Genomic DNA, 16,002 nt, shown 5'->3' with positions numbered 1-16,002 from the left:
GATCCGTAGGATCAGGAGCGTTGCTTTCGCCGACGAGGAGGTGCAGGGTGGCGACGATGGCCGAGGTCGCGCGGCTCGCGGGGGTGTCGCGGAGCACCGTCTCCTACGTCCTCAGCGGCACGCGTCCGATCTCCGCGGAGACGCGGGATCGCGTCTACGCCGCGATGGCCTCCCTGGACTACGCGCCCAACGCCCTCGCGCAGGCGCTCGCCGGCCGGCGGACCGGATTGCTGGGACTGTTGCTGACCACCGACGCGCTCGGTCAGGGGCTCGACACCGCGGGCTACCTCACGGCCGCGGCCGACGAGGCCCGGGCGCTCGGCTCGCACCTGATGCTCCTGCCGGGCCCGGCGGACGACGCGGATTCGGTGCGCGAGACCGCGCGCCAGGGACTGGTCGACGGGTTCGTGGTGATGGAGGTGTACAACCGCGACGCGCGCGTGGACTACCTGCGCGAGGCGGGCGTCCCGTTCGTCCTCGTCGGCAGGACCGACGACAACACCGCGACGGCGTTCTGCGACGCGGACTTCGACGCCGCGGCGGAGGAGGCCTTCGCCCATCTCGGGGGCCTCGGGCACCGCGACGTCGCGGTGCTGGTCCGGGAGATCCCCGACGGGGCGCACGCCCCCGGCGTGGACGTCCGGTCGCGGGCCGCCGTCGACGGTGCCGTCGCGCGGCACGGTGTCCGGGCGCACGTGCTCGCCGTGCCGTCGACCTTCGCCGCCGGGTGGGACGCCTTCGCCGGCCTGGCCGACGGCCCGGTCACCGCCGTCGTCGTGTGCAACGAACCCGCGGGCCTGGGGCTGATCTCCGCGGCGGCAGCTGGGGGAGTGACCGTCCCGCACGACCTCTCCGTGCTGTCGTTGTTCTCCGGCACCGAGACCGGCGAGCTCACGCGGCCCCGCCTCACCAGCGTCGGACCCGACCCCGGAGCGATGGCCCGGCGCGCGGTCCAGTTCCTCGTCCGTCGCGTGGCCGGCGAGTCGGCCGCGGATCTGCAGGCCCTCAGCGGGCCGATGTTCCTCGACCGCGGCAGCACCGGGCGGGTCGTCGGCCGGTCGGGCTCGTAGGATGGACCCCCGTGAGTTCCGTCGTCGATGCCGCCCGTGAGCACCTCGCTGCGCACTACGAGAAGCGCGGCTTCGCGCCGCCCGCATCGGCGTCGGTGACCTTCCTCGGCCTCGAGCCGATGACGGTGCAGCGCTGGGTGGGCGACCGCGTGGTGGCTTTCGCCAGCGTCGGATGCTCGCGGCACGCGATGACGGACCCGAACGCGCTGGTCACCGTCGACGACGGACCGCGCGCCGAGGTGGTGCTGGAGCTCCGGCCCGCCACCGACGGGCCGGGCGCCGCGCTCGACGGCGTGCACCGTTCGCTCGCGATCCTCGCCGCGACGCCGGCCGTCGAGGGCCTCGTGCTCGCGCCCGACGCGCTCGTCGACCTCGGTGCGCCGCTGTGGGCGGGGGCGTCGTTCACGGCGGTCCTGCTGGGGGAGTCGACGGTGCCGGACCTGCACCGCGAGGACGGCGAACCCGTCCGGTTCCTGCGCGCCGACCCGATCACCGCGAACGAGGCGGCCTGGGTGCGGCTCAAGGGCGCAGAGGCGCTGCGTGAGGCGTGGGCCGAGGCGGGCATCGACCCCGCCGATCCGGGCCGACCCGCGGCCCGCGCGGTGTAGCTCATGAACACGGATCGACGCGTCGGCCTACAGCCACTTGATCTTCCGGAAGGTGATGAACAGGACGATACACGCGACGATCATGATCGCGACGACCGCGTAGTACGAGTAGTGCCAATGCAGTTCGGGCATGTTGTCGAAGTTCATGCCGTAGATGCCCGCGATCATGGTGGGCACCGCGACGAGGCCGATGATCGCCGACATCTTGCGCATGTCCTCGTTCTGCTGCATCCCGATCTTGGCGACGGCCGCGTCGATGAGCGAGCTGAGCACGTCGTTGTAGGTCTCCACGTGGTCGGCGACCATCGACTGGTGATCGAGCACGTCCGAGAAGTAGCGCTGGATCTCGCCGGGGATGAGATCGGTGAAGTCGCAGGTCAGCCGCTTGATCGCATGGGAGAGCGGGTGGATGCCGCGACGCAGCTCGACGATGTCGCGCTTGAGCTGATAGATCTCGTCGACCTTGGTGCGTGAGCGGGCCCGGAAGACCTCCTCCTCGACGCGGTCTATGTCGTCCTCGAGCAGGTCGGACACGGCGACGTAGGTATCGACGACGTGGTCGGCCACGGCGTGCATCACCGCCGACGGCCCGAGCTTGAGCAGGTCGGGATTGCCCTCGAGGTTGCGCCGGACCCGGCGCAGGCTGCCGTGGTCTCCGTGCCGGACGGTGATCACGTGGTCCGGTCCGACGAGCACCATGACCTCGCCGGTCTCGACGATGCGGGCCATCGGGTCGGTGCGGTCGTGGCCCACGTAGTTCACCGTCTTGAGGATGAGGAACAGCGTGTCGTCGAACCGGTCGACCTTCGGCCGGTTGTGCGTGACCAGCGTGTCCTCGACGGTCAGCGGGTGCAGCCCGAAGACTCGGGCCACCTCGTCCATCTGGTGCTGGTCGGGATCGAGCAGCCCGACCCACACGTAGCCCTCTCCGCGGCGCCGCACCTCCTCGATGGCCTCGACGTACCCGAACCGGCCGGGCAGACGCTCACCGTCGACGTAGACGCCGCAGTCGACGACGGCACGCGCCACGGGCACGCGGGGGACGTCGACCTCGGGGACCTCACGGCGGGTCGCACCAGGCCGGGGCATGGACGGCATGGAGGGCATGCAGAAGATGGTAGTCGGGCGGTACGACGATCCCCGGCGCGCGGGCGGGCCGGTGTCCGGCTCGCGCGGCGGCCGGGTAGAAAGTAGGCGTGAGATGTCGCAAGGTCGGTGCCGCGGTCGTGACCCTCGTCGCGCTCGGCGTCGCGGGCTGCTCGGACGCGGGAGACCTGTCCGATCTCGGGCCACGGACCGCGCCGGGCACCGTCACCGTCGGGTCGTCCGACGGTGCCGCCTCCCGCATCGGGGCCCTCCTCTACGCCAACGCGCTGCGCGCCGCGGGGACTCCCGTGCAGACGGAACTGGGGCTCGGGCCCGGCGACGCCGCGGTGGCGGCCGTCGAGCGGGGCGACATCACGATCGCGCCCGCACTGACCGGCGAGCTCTGGGAGCGCTACCGCCCCGGCGTCGCGCAACCGACGAAGGCGAAGGAATCGGAGTCCGAGAATCCGCGGGAGCAGTGGGACGCGCAGTTCGTGGCCCTGAGCGCGGTGCTGCCCGAGGGGCTGGGTCTGGGCGACCCGACGCTCGCGCTCGATCAGCCCATGCTCTTCGTGTCGAAGGACGCCCCGGCAGCCACGCTGCGCGGGTGCGAGGGGCTGTCGGGGACAGTCGCGATCCCGTCGGGGTCACCGTCGGACCTGAAGGCGCGCTACGGCTGCCCGACGGGGCCGGTCGTCGTCGTGCCAGACGAGGTCGCCGCCGCGCGCGCCGTGACCGAGGGGCGGGCGTCCATCGCGCAGCTCGGGACGCTCTCGCCGTCGGCCCGGGACCTCACGCAGGTCGCGGACCCCGACGGTGCCGTCCCCTCCCGCGCCGTCGTGCCGCTGGTGCGCCGCGACGGTCTGACGGTGGCCCAGACGAAGCGGTTGTCCGCCATCGCCGGCGAGCTCACCACCGCCGACCTCGCGCAGATGGTCGCGAAGGTCGAGTCGGGGGAGCGGACCGCCGAGCAGGCCGCCGACGACTGGGCCAAGGAGCACCCGCTCCACTGATCACATGCGCTTGTTGAGCTGCTTGTCGACGAAGGCGTTGACGCGCTCGTAGGCCGAGCCACCGGCGCGGACCAGCACGTCGATGATCTTGGCGTCCATGCCCACGAGCACGCGGCCGCGGTTGCGCTTGACGCCGTTGAGGATCGTGCGCGCGGCATCGGAGGCCTCGGTGCGGGCCAGGTACTTGTCGAAGAGCTCGGCGGTGCCGGCCTGATCCTTGCCCTCGGCGACGGTGGCGTTGCGCGCGATGGCGGTCTTGATGCCGCCCGGGTGCACGCAGGACACGCCGACGTTGTGGCCGCTGGAGAGCATCTCGATCCGCAGCGCCTCGGTGAAGCCGCGGACGCCGAACTTCGAGGCGTTGTAGGCGCTCTGGCCACCGACGGCGAGCAGGCCGAACAGCGAGCTGGTGTTGACGATGTGCGCGTCACCCGAGGCGATCAACGCGGGCAGGAACGCCTTGGTGCCGTTGACGACGCCCCAGAAGTTGATGTCCATGACGCGGTCGTAGTCCTTGAACGACGTCGTCTCGATCGGCTCGTGGTGCGCGATGCCGGCGTTGTTGAAGAGCAGGTTGACGGTGCCGTAGTGCTCGACGACCTCGTCGGCGTAGGCGAGCAGCTGCTCGCGCTCGCCCACGTTGACGACCTTGGTGTGCACCTCGGCGCCCAGGGCGCGGGCCTTCTCGGCGGTGGCGTCGAGGCCGGTGGGGTCGTAGTCGCAGAGCGAGAGCTTCGCGCCCTCCTCGGCCAGCTGGAGGGCCAGCTCGCGGCCCATGCCGGAGGCGGCGCCGGTGATGACGGCGACCTTGCCGCGGAAACTCTTCATGATGTGATCCTCACGCTCTGCAGGCTGAACTGCTCGGATGCGCCGCTGTGCGGCGTTCTTACTCGACAGTAGGGTTGGGAACCGGCGTCTGTCAACGACCTATTGAGTATGATTCAGTAGGTGACCAGAAAGTCCGTCGCCGCAGCGGTGGGGCGCAAGCGCACCCGGCTCAGCCCCCAGGCCCGGCGCCAGCAGTTCATCGACCTGGGCCTACTCAGCCTCAAACAGCAGGCGCTCGAGCAGGTGTCCATCGAGGACATCGCGAGCCAGGCGGGGGTGTCGGCCGGCCTGCTGTTCCACTACTTCGACTCGAAGCTCGACTTCCAGGTCGCGCTCGTCGAGGAACAGGCCCGGATCGTCGGCGAGATCGCCACCCCGGAGCGGGAGCCCGAGGACCTCGCCGAGGTGATGCCGATCCTGAGTGCCACGCTGGGCACCTACGTCGATCACATCATGGAGAACCGGCAGTCCCTGCTCCCCATGCTCGCGGGCGTGAGCTGGTCGGAGCCCCGGATCCGCACGGCCGTCAAGACCGTCCGGGAGCAGATCGTCCGGCACTTCGTGGACCAGGCCGGCAACATCGGCGTCCAGCCCTCGCCGCAGTTCGTCCTCGCCGTGCACGGCTGGATCGCCGTGGTCGAGGAGACCCTCGTGCAGTGGCTCGACGAGAACGCCGGCTTCGCCGCGATGACCCGCGACGAGGTGGTGGACCATCTCGCCACGATGTTCGTGGGGATGGCGGGGGCGGTCGGGCTCGATCTCACTGTGGGGTAGGTCCGACGGTGCGCCGTGGTCCGGGCGGGGGCGGCGGGGCCGGGGCGTGGCCGGGCGGGGGCATGGCCGGGGCATGGCCGAGACGGGTGGCGGCACCGCCGCTCGCTTAAACCTCACTCTCTCGCCTAACGGCTCGCTCGCTCCGATGCGCTCGACGGCGGTGCCGCCACCCGTCCCTGCTTTGGTGCTGTGCCCGACTTCTCCCTGCGGTTCCGTTCCCGCCGTTCGACCGGCCCTCGGATTCTGACCGGTTCGGACACGCTGTCCGGAGCGGACGCGATCCGAGAGTCGATTGCTGGACGACGGTGCCGGGTGCGGCCGCCGCCGCTGTGCCGTGCCGACAACGAGCAGGGCCGGTCCTCCCGAAGGAGAACCGGCCCTGGATGGTGACCGAGTCGATCTAGACGAGGAAGGCCTCGTCGATGATCTGGGCCTGCTCGACCGCGTGAACCTTCGACGAGCCCGAGCACGGCGCCGACATGGCGCGCCGCGAGACGCGCTTGATGCCGATCAGGCGACCGTCGAGCTCCGGGAGGGCGAGGCCGAAGAACGGCCACGCGCCCTGGTTCGCGGGCTCCTCCTGGACCCACCGGATGTCGGTGGCGTTCGGGTACTTGTCCAGCGTCGCGGGCAGGCGCCGCGAGGGCAGCGGGTACAGCTGCTCCATGCGGATGATCGCCACATCGTCGCGGCCGTCCTTCTTCCGACGCGCCTCCAGCTCCCAGTAGAGCTTGCCGGAGACCATCAGCAGCTTGGTGACCTTGCTGCGGTCGCCGCCGTCGATCTCGAAGGCCGGGTCGTCGATGACCGAGCGGAACTTGCCCGTCGTGAAGTCCTCGACGGGGCTCACGGCGGCCTTGTTGCGCAGCATCGACTTCGGCGTCGCGACCACCATCGGGCGGCGCACGCCGTCGAGGGCGTGGCGACGCAGGAGGTGGAAGTACGACGCCGGGGTCGACGGCATCGCGACCGTCATCGAGCCCTCGGCGCACAGCTGCAGGAAGCGCTCGATGCGGGCCGACGTGTGGTCCGGTCCCTGGCCCTCGTGGCCGTGGGGGAGCAGCAGCGTGACGCCGGAGGTCTGGCCCCACTTCGCCTCACCCGAGCTGATGAACTCGTCGATGATCGACTGCGCGCCGTTGACGAAGTCGCCGAACTGCGCCTCCCAGCACACCAGCGCCGACTCGTCGGCGACGGAGTAGCCGTACTCGAAGCCCAGGCCCGCGTACTCGGTGAGCGCCGAGTCGTAGACCATGAACCGACCGGGGGACGGCGTACCGTCGGGACCCAGGTTGTCCAGCGGGGTGTACTCCGCGCCGGTCTGGCGATCGATGAGCACCGCGTGACGCTGCGTGAACGTGCCGCGGCGGCTGTCCTGGCCGGCCAGGCGGACCGTGCGGCCCTCCTCGAGCAGCGTGCCGAAGGCGAGCAGCTCGCCGAAGGCCCAGTCGATGCCGCCCTCGCGGGACATCTCGAAGCGGCGCTTGACCACGGGGGCCACGCGCGGGTGCACGGTGAAGCCCTCGGGGACGTTGGCGTACGCGTCGCCCACGCGCTGGATCTGCTCCAGCGGCACCGCGGTCACGAGCGAGCTCGGCAGCGGCTGGTCGGCGATGATCGACGGCGCGGGCTCAGCCTGGAACTTCTCGAGCTCCTTGACCTCGTTGAACACCCGCTCCAGCTGGCCCTGGTAGTCGCGCAGCGCGTCCTCGGCCTCCTTGGTCGAGATGTCGCCACGACCGATGAGGGCCTCGGTGTAGGACTTGCGGACACCGCGCTTGGTGTCGATCACGTCGTACATGCCGGGCTGGGTCATCGACGGGTCGTCGCCCTCGTTGTGGCCGCGGCGGCGGTAGCAGACGAGGTCGATGACGACGTCCTTGTCGAACTTCTCGCGGAAGTCGACCGCCAGCTTCGCGACCCACACGCACGCCTCGGGATCGTCGCCGTTGACGTGGAAGATCGGCGCGCCGATCATCTTCGCCACGTCGGTGCAGTACTGCGAGCTGCGCGAGTGCTCCGGCGAGGTGGTGAAGCCCACCTGGTTGTTCACGACGATGTGGATGGTGCCGCCGTTGGAGAAGCCGGGCAGCTTCGCCATGTTCAGCGTCTCCGCCACGACGCCCTGGCCCGCGAAGGCTGCGTCGCCGTGCAGCATCAGCGGCATGATCGGGTGCTCGCCCTCGGGCGGGTTCGCCATGTCCTGCTTGGCGTGCACGATGCCCTCGAGCACCGGGTCGACCGCTTCGAGGTGCGACGGGTTGGCGACCAGCGAGACGGTGATCTCGTTCTCGCCGAACATCTGGTAGTACTTGCCCTCGGCTCCGAGGTGGTACTTCACATCGCCCGAGCCGTGCGCCTGCGACGGGTTCAGGTTGCCCTCGAACTCGGTGAAGATCTTGCTGTAGGGCTTGCCGACGATGTTCGCCAGCACGTTCAGCCGGCCGCGGTGCGGCATGCCGATGACGACCTCGTCGAGCTCGTGCTCGGCGGCCTGGTCCAGCACCGCGTCCATCATCGGGATGACCGACTCGGCGCCCTCGAGCGAGAAGCGCTTCTGGCCGACGTACTTGGTCTGCAGGAATGTCTCGAAGGCCTCGGCCGCGTTGAGCTTGCTGAGGATGTACTTCTGCTCGGCGACGGTGGGCTTGATGTCCTTCGTCTCGACGCGCTCCTGCAGCCACTTCTGCTGCTCGGGCTCGAGGATGTGCGTGTATTCGATGCCCACGTGCCGGCAGTAGGCGTCGCGTAGCACGGAGAGCACCTTGCGCAGCTTGAGCCGCTCGGCGCCGTGGAAGCCGCCGACGTTGAACGTGCGGTCGAGATCCCACAGGGTGAGCTCGTAGGTGAGCACGTTCAGGTCGGGGTGCGACTCGAGGCTGTCGTTGTTGTAGCGCAGCGGGTCGACGTCGGCCATGAGGTGGCCGCGCGCCCGGTACGCCGCGATGAGGGCGAGGACCCGCGCGTCCTTGTCGATGCCGTGGGCGGGGATGTCCTGCCGCCAGCGGATCGGCTCGTAGGGCACGTGCATCGTGCGGAAGATGTCGTCCCAGAAGTCATCGCTCAGCGTGAGCTCGTGGACGTACCGCAGGAAGTCGCCGGACTCGGCGCCCTGGATGATGCGGTGGTCGTAGGTCGAGGTCAGCGTGGTGAGCTTGCCGACCGCGAGCTCGGCGATCTTCTCGTCGCTCGCGCCCTGGAACTCGGCCGGGTACTCCATCGCACCGACACCGATGATCGCGCCCTGACCCACCATGAGGCGGGGCACCGAGTGCACGGTGCCGATGCCGCCGGGGTTGGTCAGCGAGATGGTGACGCCCGCGAAGTCCTCGGCACCGAGCTTGCCCTGGCGGGCGCGGCGGACGATGTCCTCGTACGCGGCCACGAACTGGCCGAAGTCCATCGCCTCGGCGCCCTTGACGCCCGCGACCACGAGGCTGCGGCTGCCGTTCTTGCCGACCAGGTCGATCGCGATGCCCAGGTTGACGTGGGGCGGCGTGACGGCGTTGGGCTTACCGTCGATCTCGGCGAAGTGCCGGTTCATGTTGGGGAAGGCCTTGACGCCCTGCACCAGGGCGTAGCCCAGGATGTGGGTGAAGCTGATCTTGCCGCCGCGGGTGCGCGCGAGGTGGTTGTTGATCACCACGCGGTTGTCGAACATGACCTTGACCGGCATCGAGCGCACCGACGTGGCCGTCGGTACCTCGCGGCTGGCGTTCATGTTCTTGACCACGGCGTTCGCCGCGCCGCGGAGCACGGTGCGCTCCTCCTCGGCGGGGAACTCGGTCTGCGCGGGGGCCTTGGGCGCCGGGGCGGGCTTGGCGGGGGACGACGGTGCCGGCGTGACCGGAGCGGCGGGCGCCGGGGTCAGCGTGGTGTCGGTGGTCTTCGCCTGCTTCGGCGCGGGGGTGGCGGCCGGTTGTGCCACGGGCTGGGTGGCGGGCGCCGCGGCCGCGGTGGGGGCTGCGGCGCTCGGGGACGCCTCGTTGTTCGACGCCGCACCCGGCGTGTAGTTCGAGAGGAATTCGTGCCAGCTCGGGTCGACCGACTTGGGGTCGGCCTTGAACCGCTCGTACATCTCCTCGACCAGCCACTCGTTTTGGCCGAAATCCGATACAGAACTGCTGCTCACGGCAGGTCCTCGCCTCGATTCATCATCGTCGTCTTGGGCGCGCGCCGCACTGGATCGCAGACGGCGCAAGTCCGCTCGGTTCAGGGTAGTCCACCACTGTGAAGGCGGGACGGGTTACTCCGGTAACGCGGTCCCGGTCACATTCGTCGCCGTCCCCTCGATCACCCGCAGGTGTGGCGTGGGCCACGCGGTGGGGACCGGTCCGAAGGCCGCGCGGGCGTTCTTGATCACGCCCTTGCCGAGCACCCGGTTACCGCCCGCTCCGACGACGAGGCCGATGCCCGCGGGCAGGAGCTTGCCGAGCATGAAGGGTGCCTTCTTCGCCATGAAGCGGCGCGTGAACATCTTCATCAGCTGCTTGTTCAGGTTGCCCAGGCCGGGGAGCGCGGGGTTCTTCTTGAGGTTGAGCAGGGTCGCGTTCTTGGCCCCGACGGTGGCGCGGAGCGCTCCGAGCCCGGCATCGCCGAGCACCGCGGTGAGCACCAGCGCCCTGCGCAGCTCCCGGTCGTCGATCGGGATCCCGTAGACCTCCGCGACCGCGAGCGCGTACAGCGCGGACGCCTCCATGAACACGACGGTCTCCGCGCCGACGGCGCCGAGCGCGGCGACGGTGCCGACGCCGGGCACCGCGGCCGTGGCGCCGACCGCCCCGCCGCTGCCGGTCACCGCCAGCAGGTACCGCTTCTCGAGGCGGTCGATGATCTGTGCCGGGGAGTCGTCGGGGTTGTCGGCCCGCAGGCCCGCCACGTACTTGGCCACCGCCGGACCCTGCAGCCGGGCCGCACGGTCGACGACGGAGCCCACGACGCCGCCACCGTCGTGCTGCACGGCGGGAAGGCGGGGCTGCTCGGGAGAGATGGGGGCGGGCTTGTTCGCCATGATGACCTCCGTGGGACGCGAGCCGGTTGTGGAACCTTGCACCCCATCTAACCCCCGACGGCCCCCGGAAAGTTCCCACCGGTGGGCCTGCCGGACCGGTGGGCGGCGTACCGTCGGGCGGCATGCCGACGATCGATGAGCAGCCCTACACCCTGGTGGTTCCCACGCGGTGGAAGGACAACGACGTGTACGGGCACGTCAACAACGTCGAGTACTACAGCTTCTTCGACACGGTCATCAACACGTACCTGATCCGCGAGGGCGGTCTCGACATCCATCACGGGCCCGTGATCGGCCTCTGTGTGGAATCTCACTGCCGCTACGACGCCCCGCTCGCCTTCCCGGAGCCCGTCACCGCCGGCCTGGCCGTGACGAAGCTGGGCCGGTCCAGCGTCCGGTACGCGGTCACGCTGTTCGGGGCCGACGGTGCCCCCGCCGCGGAGGGGTGGTTCGTGCACGTCTTCGTCGACCGCGAGACCCGGCGTCCCGCGGGCGCCCCGGACGGCCTGCGCGCGGCGCTCGAACGGCTGCTTGTCACCCCCGCCGCGTAGCCTGCGACGCATGACCTTCCTCTCGCCCCTGGAACCCGTCACGCTGGCGGGCCACCTGGTCACGCTCGCGCCGCTCTCGCACGACCAGTACGACGGGCTGGTCGAGGCCCTCGAGGACGGCCAGCTGTGGGACCGCTGGTACACCTCCGTTCCCTCGCCCGACGGACTGCGTGCGGAGATCGACCGCCGGCTCGGGCTGCAGGAGAAGGGCGAGATGATCCCCTTCACGGCCATCGACGCGGCCGGCCGGGTGCTCGGGATGACCACCTACTACGACATCGATCCCGCGGTTCCGCGCATGGAGATCGGCTTCACCTGGAACCGTGCGTCGGCCCACGGCACGGGCACGAACGCGGAGTCCAAGCTGCTGCTGCTCGAGCACGCCTTCGACGTGCTGGGCTGCGAGTGCATCGGGCTGCGCACCCAGTGGGTCAACACCCAGTCGCGCGAGGCGATCGCCCGCCTCGGGGCGAAGCAGGACGGGGTGCTGCGCAGCTACCGCCGGTACCGCAACGGCGCGCTGCAGGACGCGGTGCTGTTCTCGATCCTGCGTCACGAGTGGCCCTCGGTCCGCGCGCACCTGCGGCACCGTCTGCGCCACCGGCACGAGGCGTACCGGGCGACTCCGGAGTAGGCCGACGTCCATGCCCAGACCGCAACCGACGGCACACGGACTGTGGCGCCCCGGCCTGGGCCTCGCGCTGTGGTTCACCGACGAGGTCGGCGAACCCACCGCCGAGCCCGACCCGGCGGCGCTCCCCGCGCCGATCGCCGAGATCCTCGGTGACCGGAGGCCCCGGCGCACCGTCGCGCTGACGGGGCCGAGCGGGCGTCTCGTGGCACCCGCCCTCACTCTCGGGCCCACCCGCGCCCTGGACCTGCTGGACCGGCTCGAGCCGTCCGACGGTGCCGGTGACCTGCGGTTCCTGCGCTGGGTCGCGCGGTCGGTCGAGCGCTTCGTCGCGGCGGGTGCGGTGAGTCCCGCGCTGCGCAGCGACGACGGCGACTGGACCGTGCGGTGGGCGCCGATCGAGTCGGTGCAGTGGCGCACCTGGGTGCAGACCGCCGCGGCCGCGATGCCGCCGGTGCTGCGCCGCACCGGCGACCTTGCCGCCGTCCTCGACATGGGCGCGGAGCTCGCCGATGGCTATGCGCGCCGGCGCCTCGGCGAGGGCCCGTGGTCCTGGGTCGCCGCCCCCGCGCTGCGCGCCCTGGTCGACGGTGCGCCCCTCCCGCCCGCCGCCGTCGCCGATGCGGGGGCCGCTGCGGCGTGGACCGAGTGGTCGGGCAGCGTCCGGTCGGCGGAGACGCTGTTGGTGCTGCGTCTGGTCGAGCCCGACGGCCGCGCACCGGGGGAGAACCCACTCGACCCGCGATCCACGCCGTCCGACACGCCGTGGCGGCTCGAGGTCTGCCGCCGCGTCCCCGGCGCCGCGCCGGTCCGGGCGGATCCGGCACGGATGAGCCCCGTCGACCTGGACGACCTGGCGGGCGAGCTGGCCCGGGCCCTGGCGGTGTATCCGCCGCTCAAGCGGGCCCGGCAGGACGGGACCTCGCTGGACTTCCTGCTCACCACCACCGAGGCCGAATCGCTGTTCCTGGAGGGCGCTCCGGGGTTGACCAAAGCCGGGTACGAGGTGCTGCTGCCGGCGTCGATCGCGACGGTGCGGCCCGCGCTGCGCCTCGTCGGGCGGGAGCAGCCGGGGCGCACGGCGCTCACCGTGCAGGCCGGGCTCGCCGAGATCAAGGACTTCGCGTGGCAGCTCGCGGTGGGCGACGTGGTGCTCACCGCGAGTGAACTCGCGGGCCTGGCGAACGCCGCGTCGGGGCTGGTCGAGGTGCGCGGCAAGTGGGTCCGCGCGGACCGTCGCACCCTGGCGCAGGCCGCGCGGTTCGTGGCCGAGCAGCGGTCGGCGGCGGAGTCCGGCACGGATCTGCAGGACCTCCTGGGCATGATCGCCGACCCGGCCGCGCTGCCCGCCCCGCTGGCCGCCGTCGACGGGCTCGGCTGGCTCGACTCGGTGTACCGGGGCGGCACCATCGCGCCCGCCGTCGTGGAGGCCCCGTCGACGCTCAAGGCGCAGCTGAGGCCCTACCAGCTCCGGGGGCTCGAATGGCTGGTGAGCCTGTGGCGCGCCGGCATCGGCGCGGTCCTCGCCGACGACATGGGTCTGGGCAAGACGATCCAGGTGCTCGCGCTGCTGTGCCACGAGCGGCTCGACTCGCCCGACGATGACGGGGTGCGCCCGACGCTGCTGGTCTGCCCCATGTCGGTGGTCGGAAACTGGGTCGCGGAGGCCCAGCGCTTCACCCCCGATCTGCGGATTCACGTGCACCACGGCAGCGATAGGCCCACCGGCGAGGAGTTCGGGCGGATCGCGCGGGAGTCCGACGTGGTCCTGACGACCTTCGCCCTCGCCGCCCGCGACCGGGAGCTGCTCGCCGGGCACCACTGGGCGCGCATCGTGGTGGACGAGGCGCAGCACGTGAAGAACGCCAACACCGCCGCCGCCAAGGCGCTGCGGTCGATCCCTGCGGGGCACCGGGTGGCGCTCACCGGCACGCCGGTGGAGAACCGTCTGGAGGACCTGCGGGCGGTGATCGACCTGGTCAACCCGGGTCTGCTGGGCTCGGCGCGCACCTTCCGGAACCGGTTCGCGATGCCCATCGAGCGGGAGCAGGACCGCGCCGCGGTGCGCCGGTTGAACACGCTGACCTCGCCGTTCATCCTGCGGCGCGAGAAGACCGACCCGAACATCGCCCCGGAGCTGCCGGAGAAGGCCGAGTTCACGGTCCGCGCGTCGCTCACGCCGGAGCAGGCGGGGCTGTACCAGGCGGTGCTCAACGAGCTGGTGCGGGAGCTGCGCGAGTCGAAGGGCATGGGCAGGCGGGGCCTGGTCCTGGCCTCGCTGACCCGGCTCAAGCAGATCTGCAACCACCCGGCGCATTACCTCGGCGACGGTTCGCCGCTGCTGCGCCGCGGGCAGCACCGCTCCGGCAAGCTGGAACTGCTCGCGGACGTCCTGGAGACCATCGCGGCCGAGGGGGAGCGCGCCCTCGTCTTCACCCAGTACGCCGAATTCGCCCGGATGCTGCAGCCCTGGCTCACGGGCCTGCTCGGCGCGGAGGTCCCGGTGCTCGACGGTGCCGTGCCCCGGCGTGACCGGGACGCGATGGTGGCCCGGTTCCAGTCCGGTGATGGCCCTCCGGCACTGGTGGCGACGGTGCAGTCGGGCGGAACGGGGCTCAATCTCACGGCGGCGAATCATGTGGTGCACGTGGACCGCTGGTGGAACCCCGCGGTGGAGAACCAGGCCACCGACCGGGCCTTCCGCATCGGCCAGACCCGCGCCGTGCAGGTCCGCAAGTTCGTCTGCGCGGGCACGCTCGAGGAGCGGATCGACGGCGTGATCGCCGCGAAGAAGGAGCTCTCGTCCATGACGGTGCAGGTCGGCGAGGCGTGGCTGACGGAACTCAACAACGACGAGCTGTACGAGTTGATCGCCCTGCGCGACGAGGCGGTGACGTAGATGGCGCGCACGGCCAGGGAGAGGCGGTGATCGGCGTGGCCCGCAAGGCTAGGGATTCTGCGCGGCCGATGGGCGGAACGTGGTTCTCGCGCAGGCTGATCCAGCAGCGCGAGGAGGTCACGGAGCGGCGCAAGGTCCAGTACGCGCGTCGCCTGTACTCCGAGCACCAGGTGTACGCGATGGCCGTGGTGCCGGGGTCGGTCACCGCGACGGTCCAGGGCAGCCAGCTCGATCCCTTCGCTGTCGCGCTCTCGCGGGTGCCGGGCGACGCGGCCGCGGTGGTCTCGCTGCTGGTGGGGCAGGGCGCGTCCGGCGAGCTGCTGGGGGTCACTCGCGGGGAGTTGGGCCGCGCGTTGGGGGAGTTGGTGCTGCCCGAGTCGGCGTCCGATGTGGTCGTCGAGTGCGCGTGCCCCGATGAGTCGGGTGCCTGCGTGCACGCACTCGCGCTGACCTACGAGTTCTGCGCCGCCGCGGACACCGATCCCTCGCTGGTCCTGGACTTCGCGGGGGTGCCCCTGGCCGGTCTGCTCGCGCGGGTGTCCACCGATTCCGCGCCGGGGCCGGGCGGTGCGGCATCGTCGGGCGACGGTGCCCGGGACGCCTGGGATCCCGGGGCTTGGGACGCGGGTCCGGCGGCCTTCTACGGCGACGGCCTCGACCTCCCGCCGTTGCCCGAGCCCGCGCCGATCGACGCGATGACGCTGCTCGACCCGGCGCTGCTGCGCATGGCCCTGCGCCGCACCGGCACCAAACCCGCCGACGTGGCGGAGGCCTCCGACGAGCTGGCCGAGCTCTACGACCGCCTCCGCGACCCGCGGTGACCTGCGAAATGTTGATGATGTTGGTAGTCTATGTACAGATCCCACAAGGAGGGGGTACATGGCAGTCACTCAGATCGATCTTGACGACGAAGCTCTCGACGGTGTGATGCGCGTCGCCGGCGTGCGGACCAAGAAGGAAGCGGTCAATCTGGCGTTACGCGAGTACCTCGCGCAGCACCGAAGGGTCGAGGCGTTCGCGCGGTTACGTGAGCAGGCGAAGGGCTGGGACTACGAGGGCTGGCGCGCTCTCCGTGAGGAAGAGAAGTCGGGCCGCGCGTGATCCGCTACCTCGTCGATTCGTCGGCGATATGGCGGATCACCCGTGATGACGCTCTCGCAGATCGGTGGTTCGGGATGCTGACCGCGGGGGCGGTGGGTTCGTGTGCGCCGCAGCGAGCCGAGTTCCGGAGGTCGGCCCGGAATTCGGTTGAGTACGACCAGATCAATGAATTGTTCTTCGAGATGTACCCCGACGTGCCCGTGCCCAAGGCGGTCTGGTCCTGGATTGAGTCTGCGCAGCATCGACTCGTCGGGGTAGGAGCGGTGCGGGCGCTGTCGACGGTGGATCTGCTCATCTGCGCGACTGCGGCAGCCCGCGGCCTGGTCATCCTGCACGACGACGCCGACTTCGAGCTCGCCGAGTGGAACCTGCCGGATGTGCGAGCGCAGCGTGTCGTGAGCCCGGCGGGGGACTGAGGATCGGGGGCGGG

13 protein-coding genes and 1 pseudogene are annotated in these 16,002 nt (G+C 70.9%); 10 read left to right on the top strand and 4 right to left on the bottom strand.

Annotation, left to right across the window (positions count from 1 at the left end; translation table 11 throughout):
• Window positions 1-56 precede the first annotated feature (56 nt).
• Together AXK61_RS21120 and AXK61_RS21115 are read left to right on the top strand one after the other, a co-directional pair.
• The gene (locus tag AXK61_RS21120; RefSeq protein WP_231855650.1) at window positions 57-1,070 is read left to right on the top strand and encodes a LacI family DNA-binding transcriptional regulator; all 1,014 of its coding nucleotides are present in this window, start codon (window positions 57-59) and stop codon (window positions 1,068-1,070) included.
• Between the two features lie 11 nt (window positions 1,071-1,081).
• Window positions 1,082-1,678: a suppressor of fused domain protein gene (locus AXK61_RS21115; protein WP_068575166.1), complete on the top strand. Its 597-nt coding sequence runs from the start codon at window positions 1,082-1,084 to the stop codon at window positions 1,676-1,678.
• A 27-nt stretch (window positions 1,679-1,705) separates the two neighbouring features.
• Here AXK61_RS21115 and corA read toward each other — a convergent pair whose 3' ends face one another.
• Window positions 1,706-2,785: a magnesium/cobalt transporter CorA gene (gene corA, locus AXK61_RS21110; protein WP_068746954.1), complete on the bottom strand. Its 1,080-nt coding sequence runs from the start codon at window positions 2,783-2,785 to the stop codon at window positions 1,706-1,708.
• A gap of 89 nt (window positions 2,786-2,874) precedes the next feature.
• On the opposite strand from corA, the gene AXK61_RS21105 reads away from it, so the two are divergent.
• Complete coding sequence (locus tag AXK61_RS21105) at window positions 2,875-3,777, top strand: glycine betaine ABC transporter substrate-binding protein (RefSeq protein ID WP_082789488.1); 903 nt, start codon at window positions 2,875-2,877, stop codon at window positions 3,775-3,777.
• On the opposite strand, the gene AXK61_RS21100 is transcribed toward AXK61_RS21105, so the two are convergent.
• Window positions 3,778-4,605 (bottom strand): SDR family NAD(P)-dependent oxidoreductase, encoded by an 828-nt coding sequence (locus AXK61_RS21100; protein WP_068746952.1) that lies wholly within the window; start codon window positions 4,603-4,605, stop codon window positions 3,778-3,780.
• Between the two features lie 120 nt (window positions 4,606-4,725).
• On the opposite strand from AXK61_RS21100, the gene AXK61_RS21095 reads away from it, so the two are divergent.
• Window positions 4,726-5,379 carry a TetR/AcrR family transcriptional regulator gene (locus AXK61_RS21095; protein WP_082789487.1) on the top strand — a complete coding sequence of 218 codons (654 nt, stop codon included), beginning with the start codon at window positions 4,726-4,728 and terminating at the stop codon, window positions 5,377-5,379.
• A gap of 400 nt (window positions 5,380-5,779) precedes the next feature.
• Here AXK61_RS21095 and AXK61_RS21090 read toward each other — a convergent pair whose 3' ends face one another.
• Entirely contained in the window at window positions 5,780-9,511 is a 3,732-nt protein-coding gene (locus tag AXK61_RS21090) for a multifunctional oxoglutarate decarboxylase/oxoglutarate dehydrogenase thiamine pyrophosphate-binding subunit/dihydrolipoyllysine-residue succinyltransferase subunit (protein WP_082778240.1), read from the bottom strand.
• 114 nt (window positions 9,512-9,625) lie between these two features.
• A complete protein-coding gene (locus AXK61_RS21085) occupies window positions 9,626-10,390 on the bottom strand; it encodes a hypothetical protein (RefSeq protein WP_068575172.1) in 765 nt (254 codons plus the stop codon).
• 122 nt (window positions 10,391-10,512) lie between these two features.
• Between AXK61_RS21085 and AXK61_RS21080 the strand changes: the two genes are divergently transcribed.
• From AXK61_RS21080 to AXK61_RS21055, 6 genes and pseudogenes are all read left to right on the top strand, one after another.
• Complete coding sequence (locus tag AXK61_RS21080) at window positions 10,513-10,941, top strand: acyl-CoA thioesterase (RefSeq protein WP_068575352.1); 429 nt, start codon at window positions 10,513-10,515, stop codon at window positions 10,939-10,941.
• Between the two features lie 10 nt (window positions 10,942-10,951).
• Window positions 10,952-11,575 carry a GNAT family N-acetyltransferase gene (locus AXK61_RS21075; protein WP_068575173.1) on the top strand — a complete coding sequence of 208 codons (624 nt, stop codon included), beginning with the start codon at window positions 10,952-10,954 and terminating at the stop codon, window positions 11,573-11,575.
• A gap of 10 nt (window positions 11,576-11,585) precedes the next feature.
• Window positions 11,586-14,471 (top strand): DEAD/DEAH box helicase, encoded by a 2,886-nt coding sequence (locus tag AXK61_RS21070; protein ID WP_068575174.1) that lies wholly within the window; start codon window positions 11,586-11,588, stop codon window positions 14,469-14,471.
• Between the two features lie 26 nt (window positions 14,472-14,497).
• A complete protein-coding gene (locus AXK61_RS21065; protein WP_156485781.1) occupies window positions 14,498-15,292 on the top strand; it encodes a hypothetical protein in 795 nt (264 codons plus the stop codon).
• A 58-nt stretch (window positions 15,293-15,350) separates the two neighbouring features.
• Window positions 15,351-15,503: pseudogene (locus tag AXK61_RS21060) on the top strand (type II toxin-antitoxin system VapB family antitoxin); the annotation flags it as partial.
• Between the two features lie 65 nt (window positions 15,504-15,568).
• On the top strand, window positions 15,569-15,988 hold the full coding sequence (locus AXK61_RS21055; RefSeq protein ID WP_068575177.1) for a PIN domain-containing protein: 420 nt from the start codon (window positions 15,569-15,571) through the stop codon (window positions 15,986-15,988).
• The last annotated feature ends 14 nt before the right edge of the window (window positions 15,989-16,002 follow it).

It is taken from the genome of Tsukamurella pseudospumae, assembly GCF_001575205.1.
In the GTDB taxonomy this organism is placed as follows: Bacteria; Actinomycetota; Actinomycetes; order Mycobacteriales; family Mycobacteriaceae; genus Tsukamurella; species Tsukamurella pseudospumae.
This window is presented reverse-complemented; position numbering and strand designations above follow the sequence as displayed.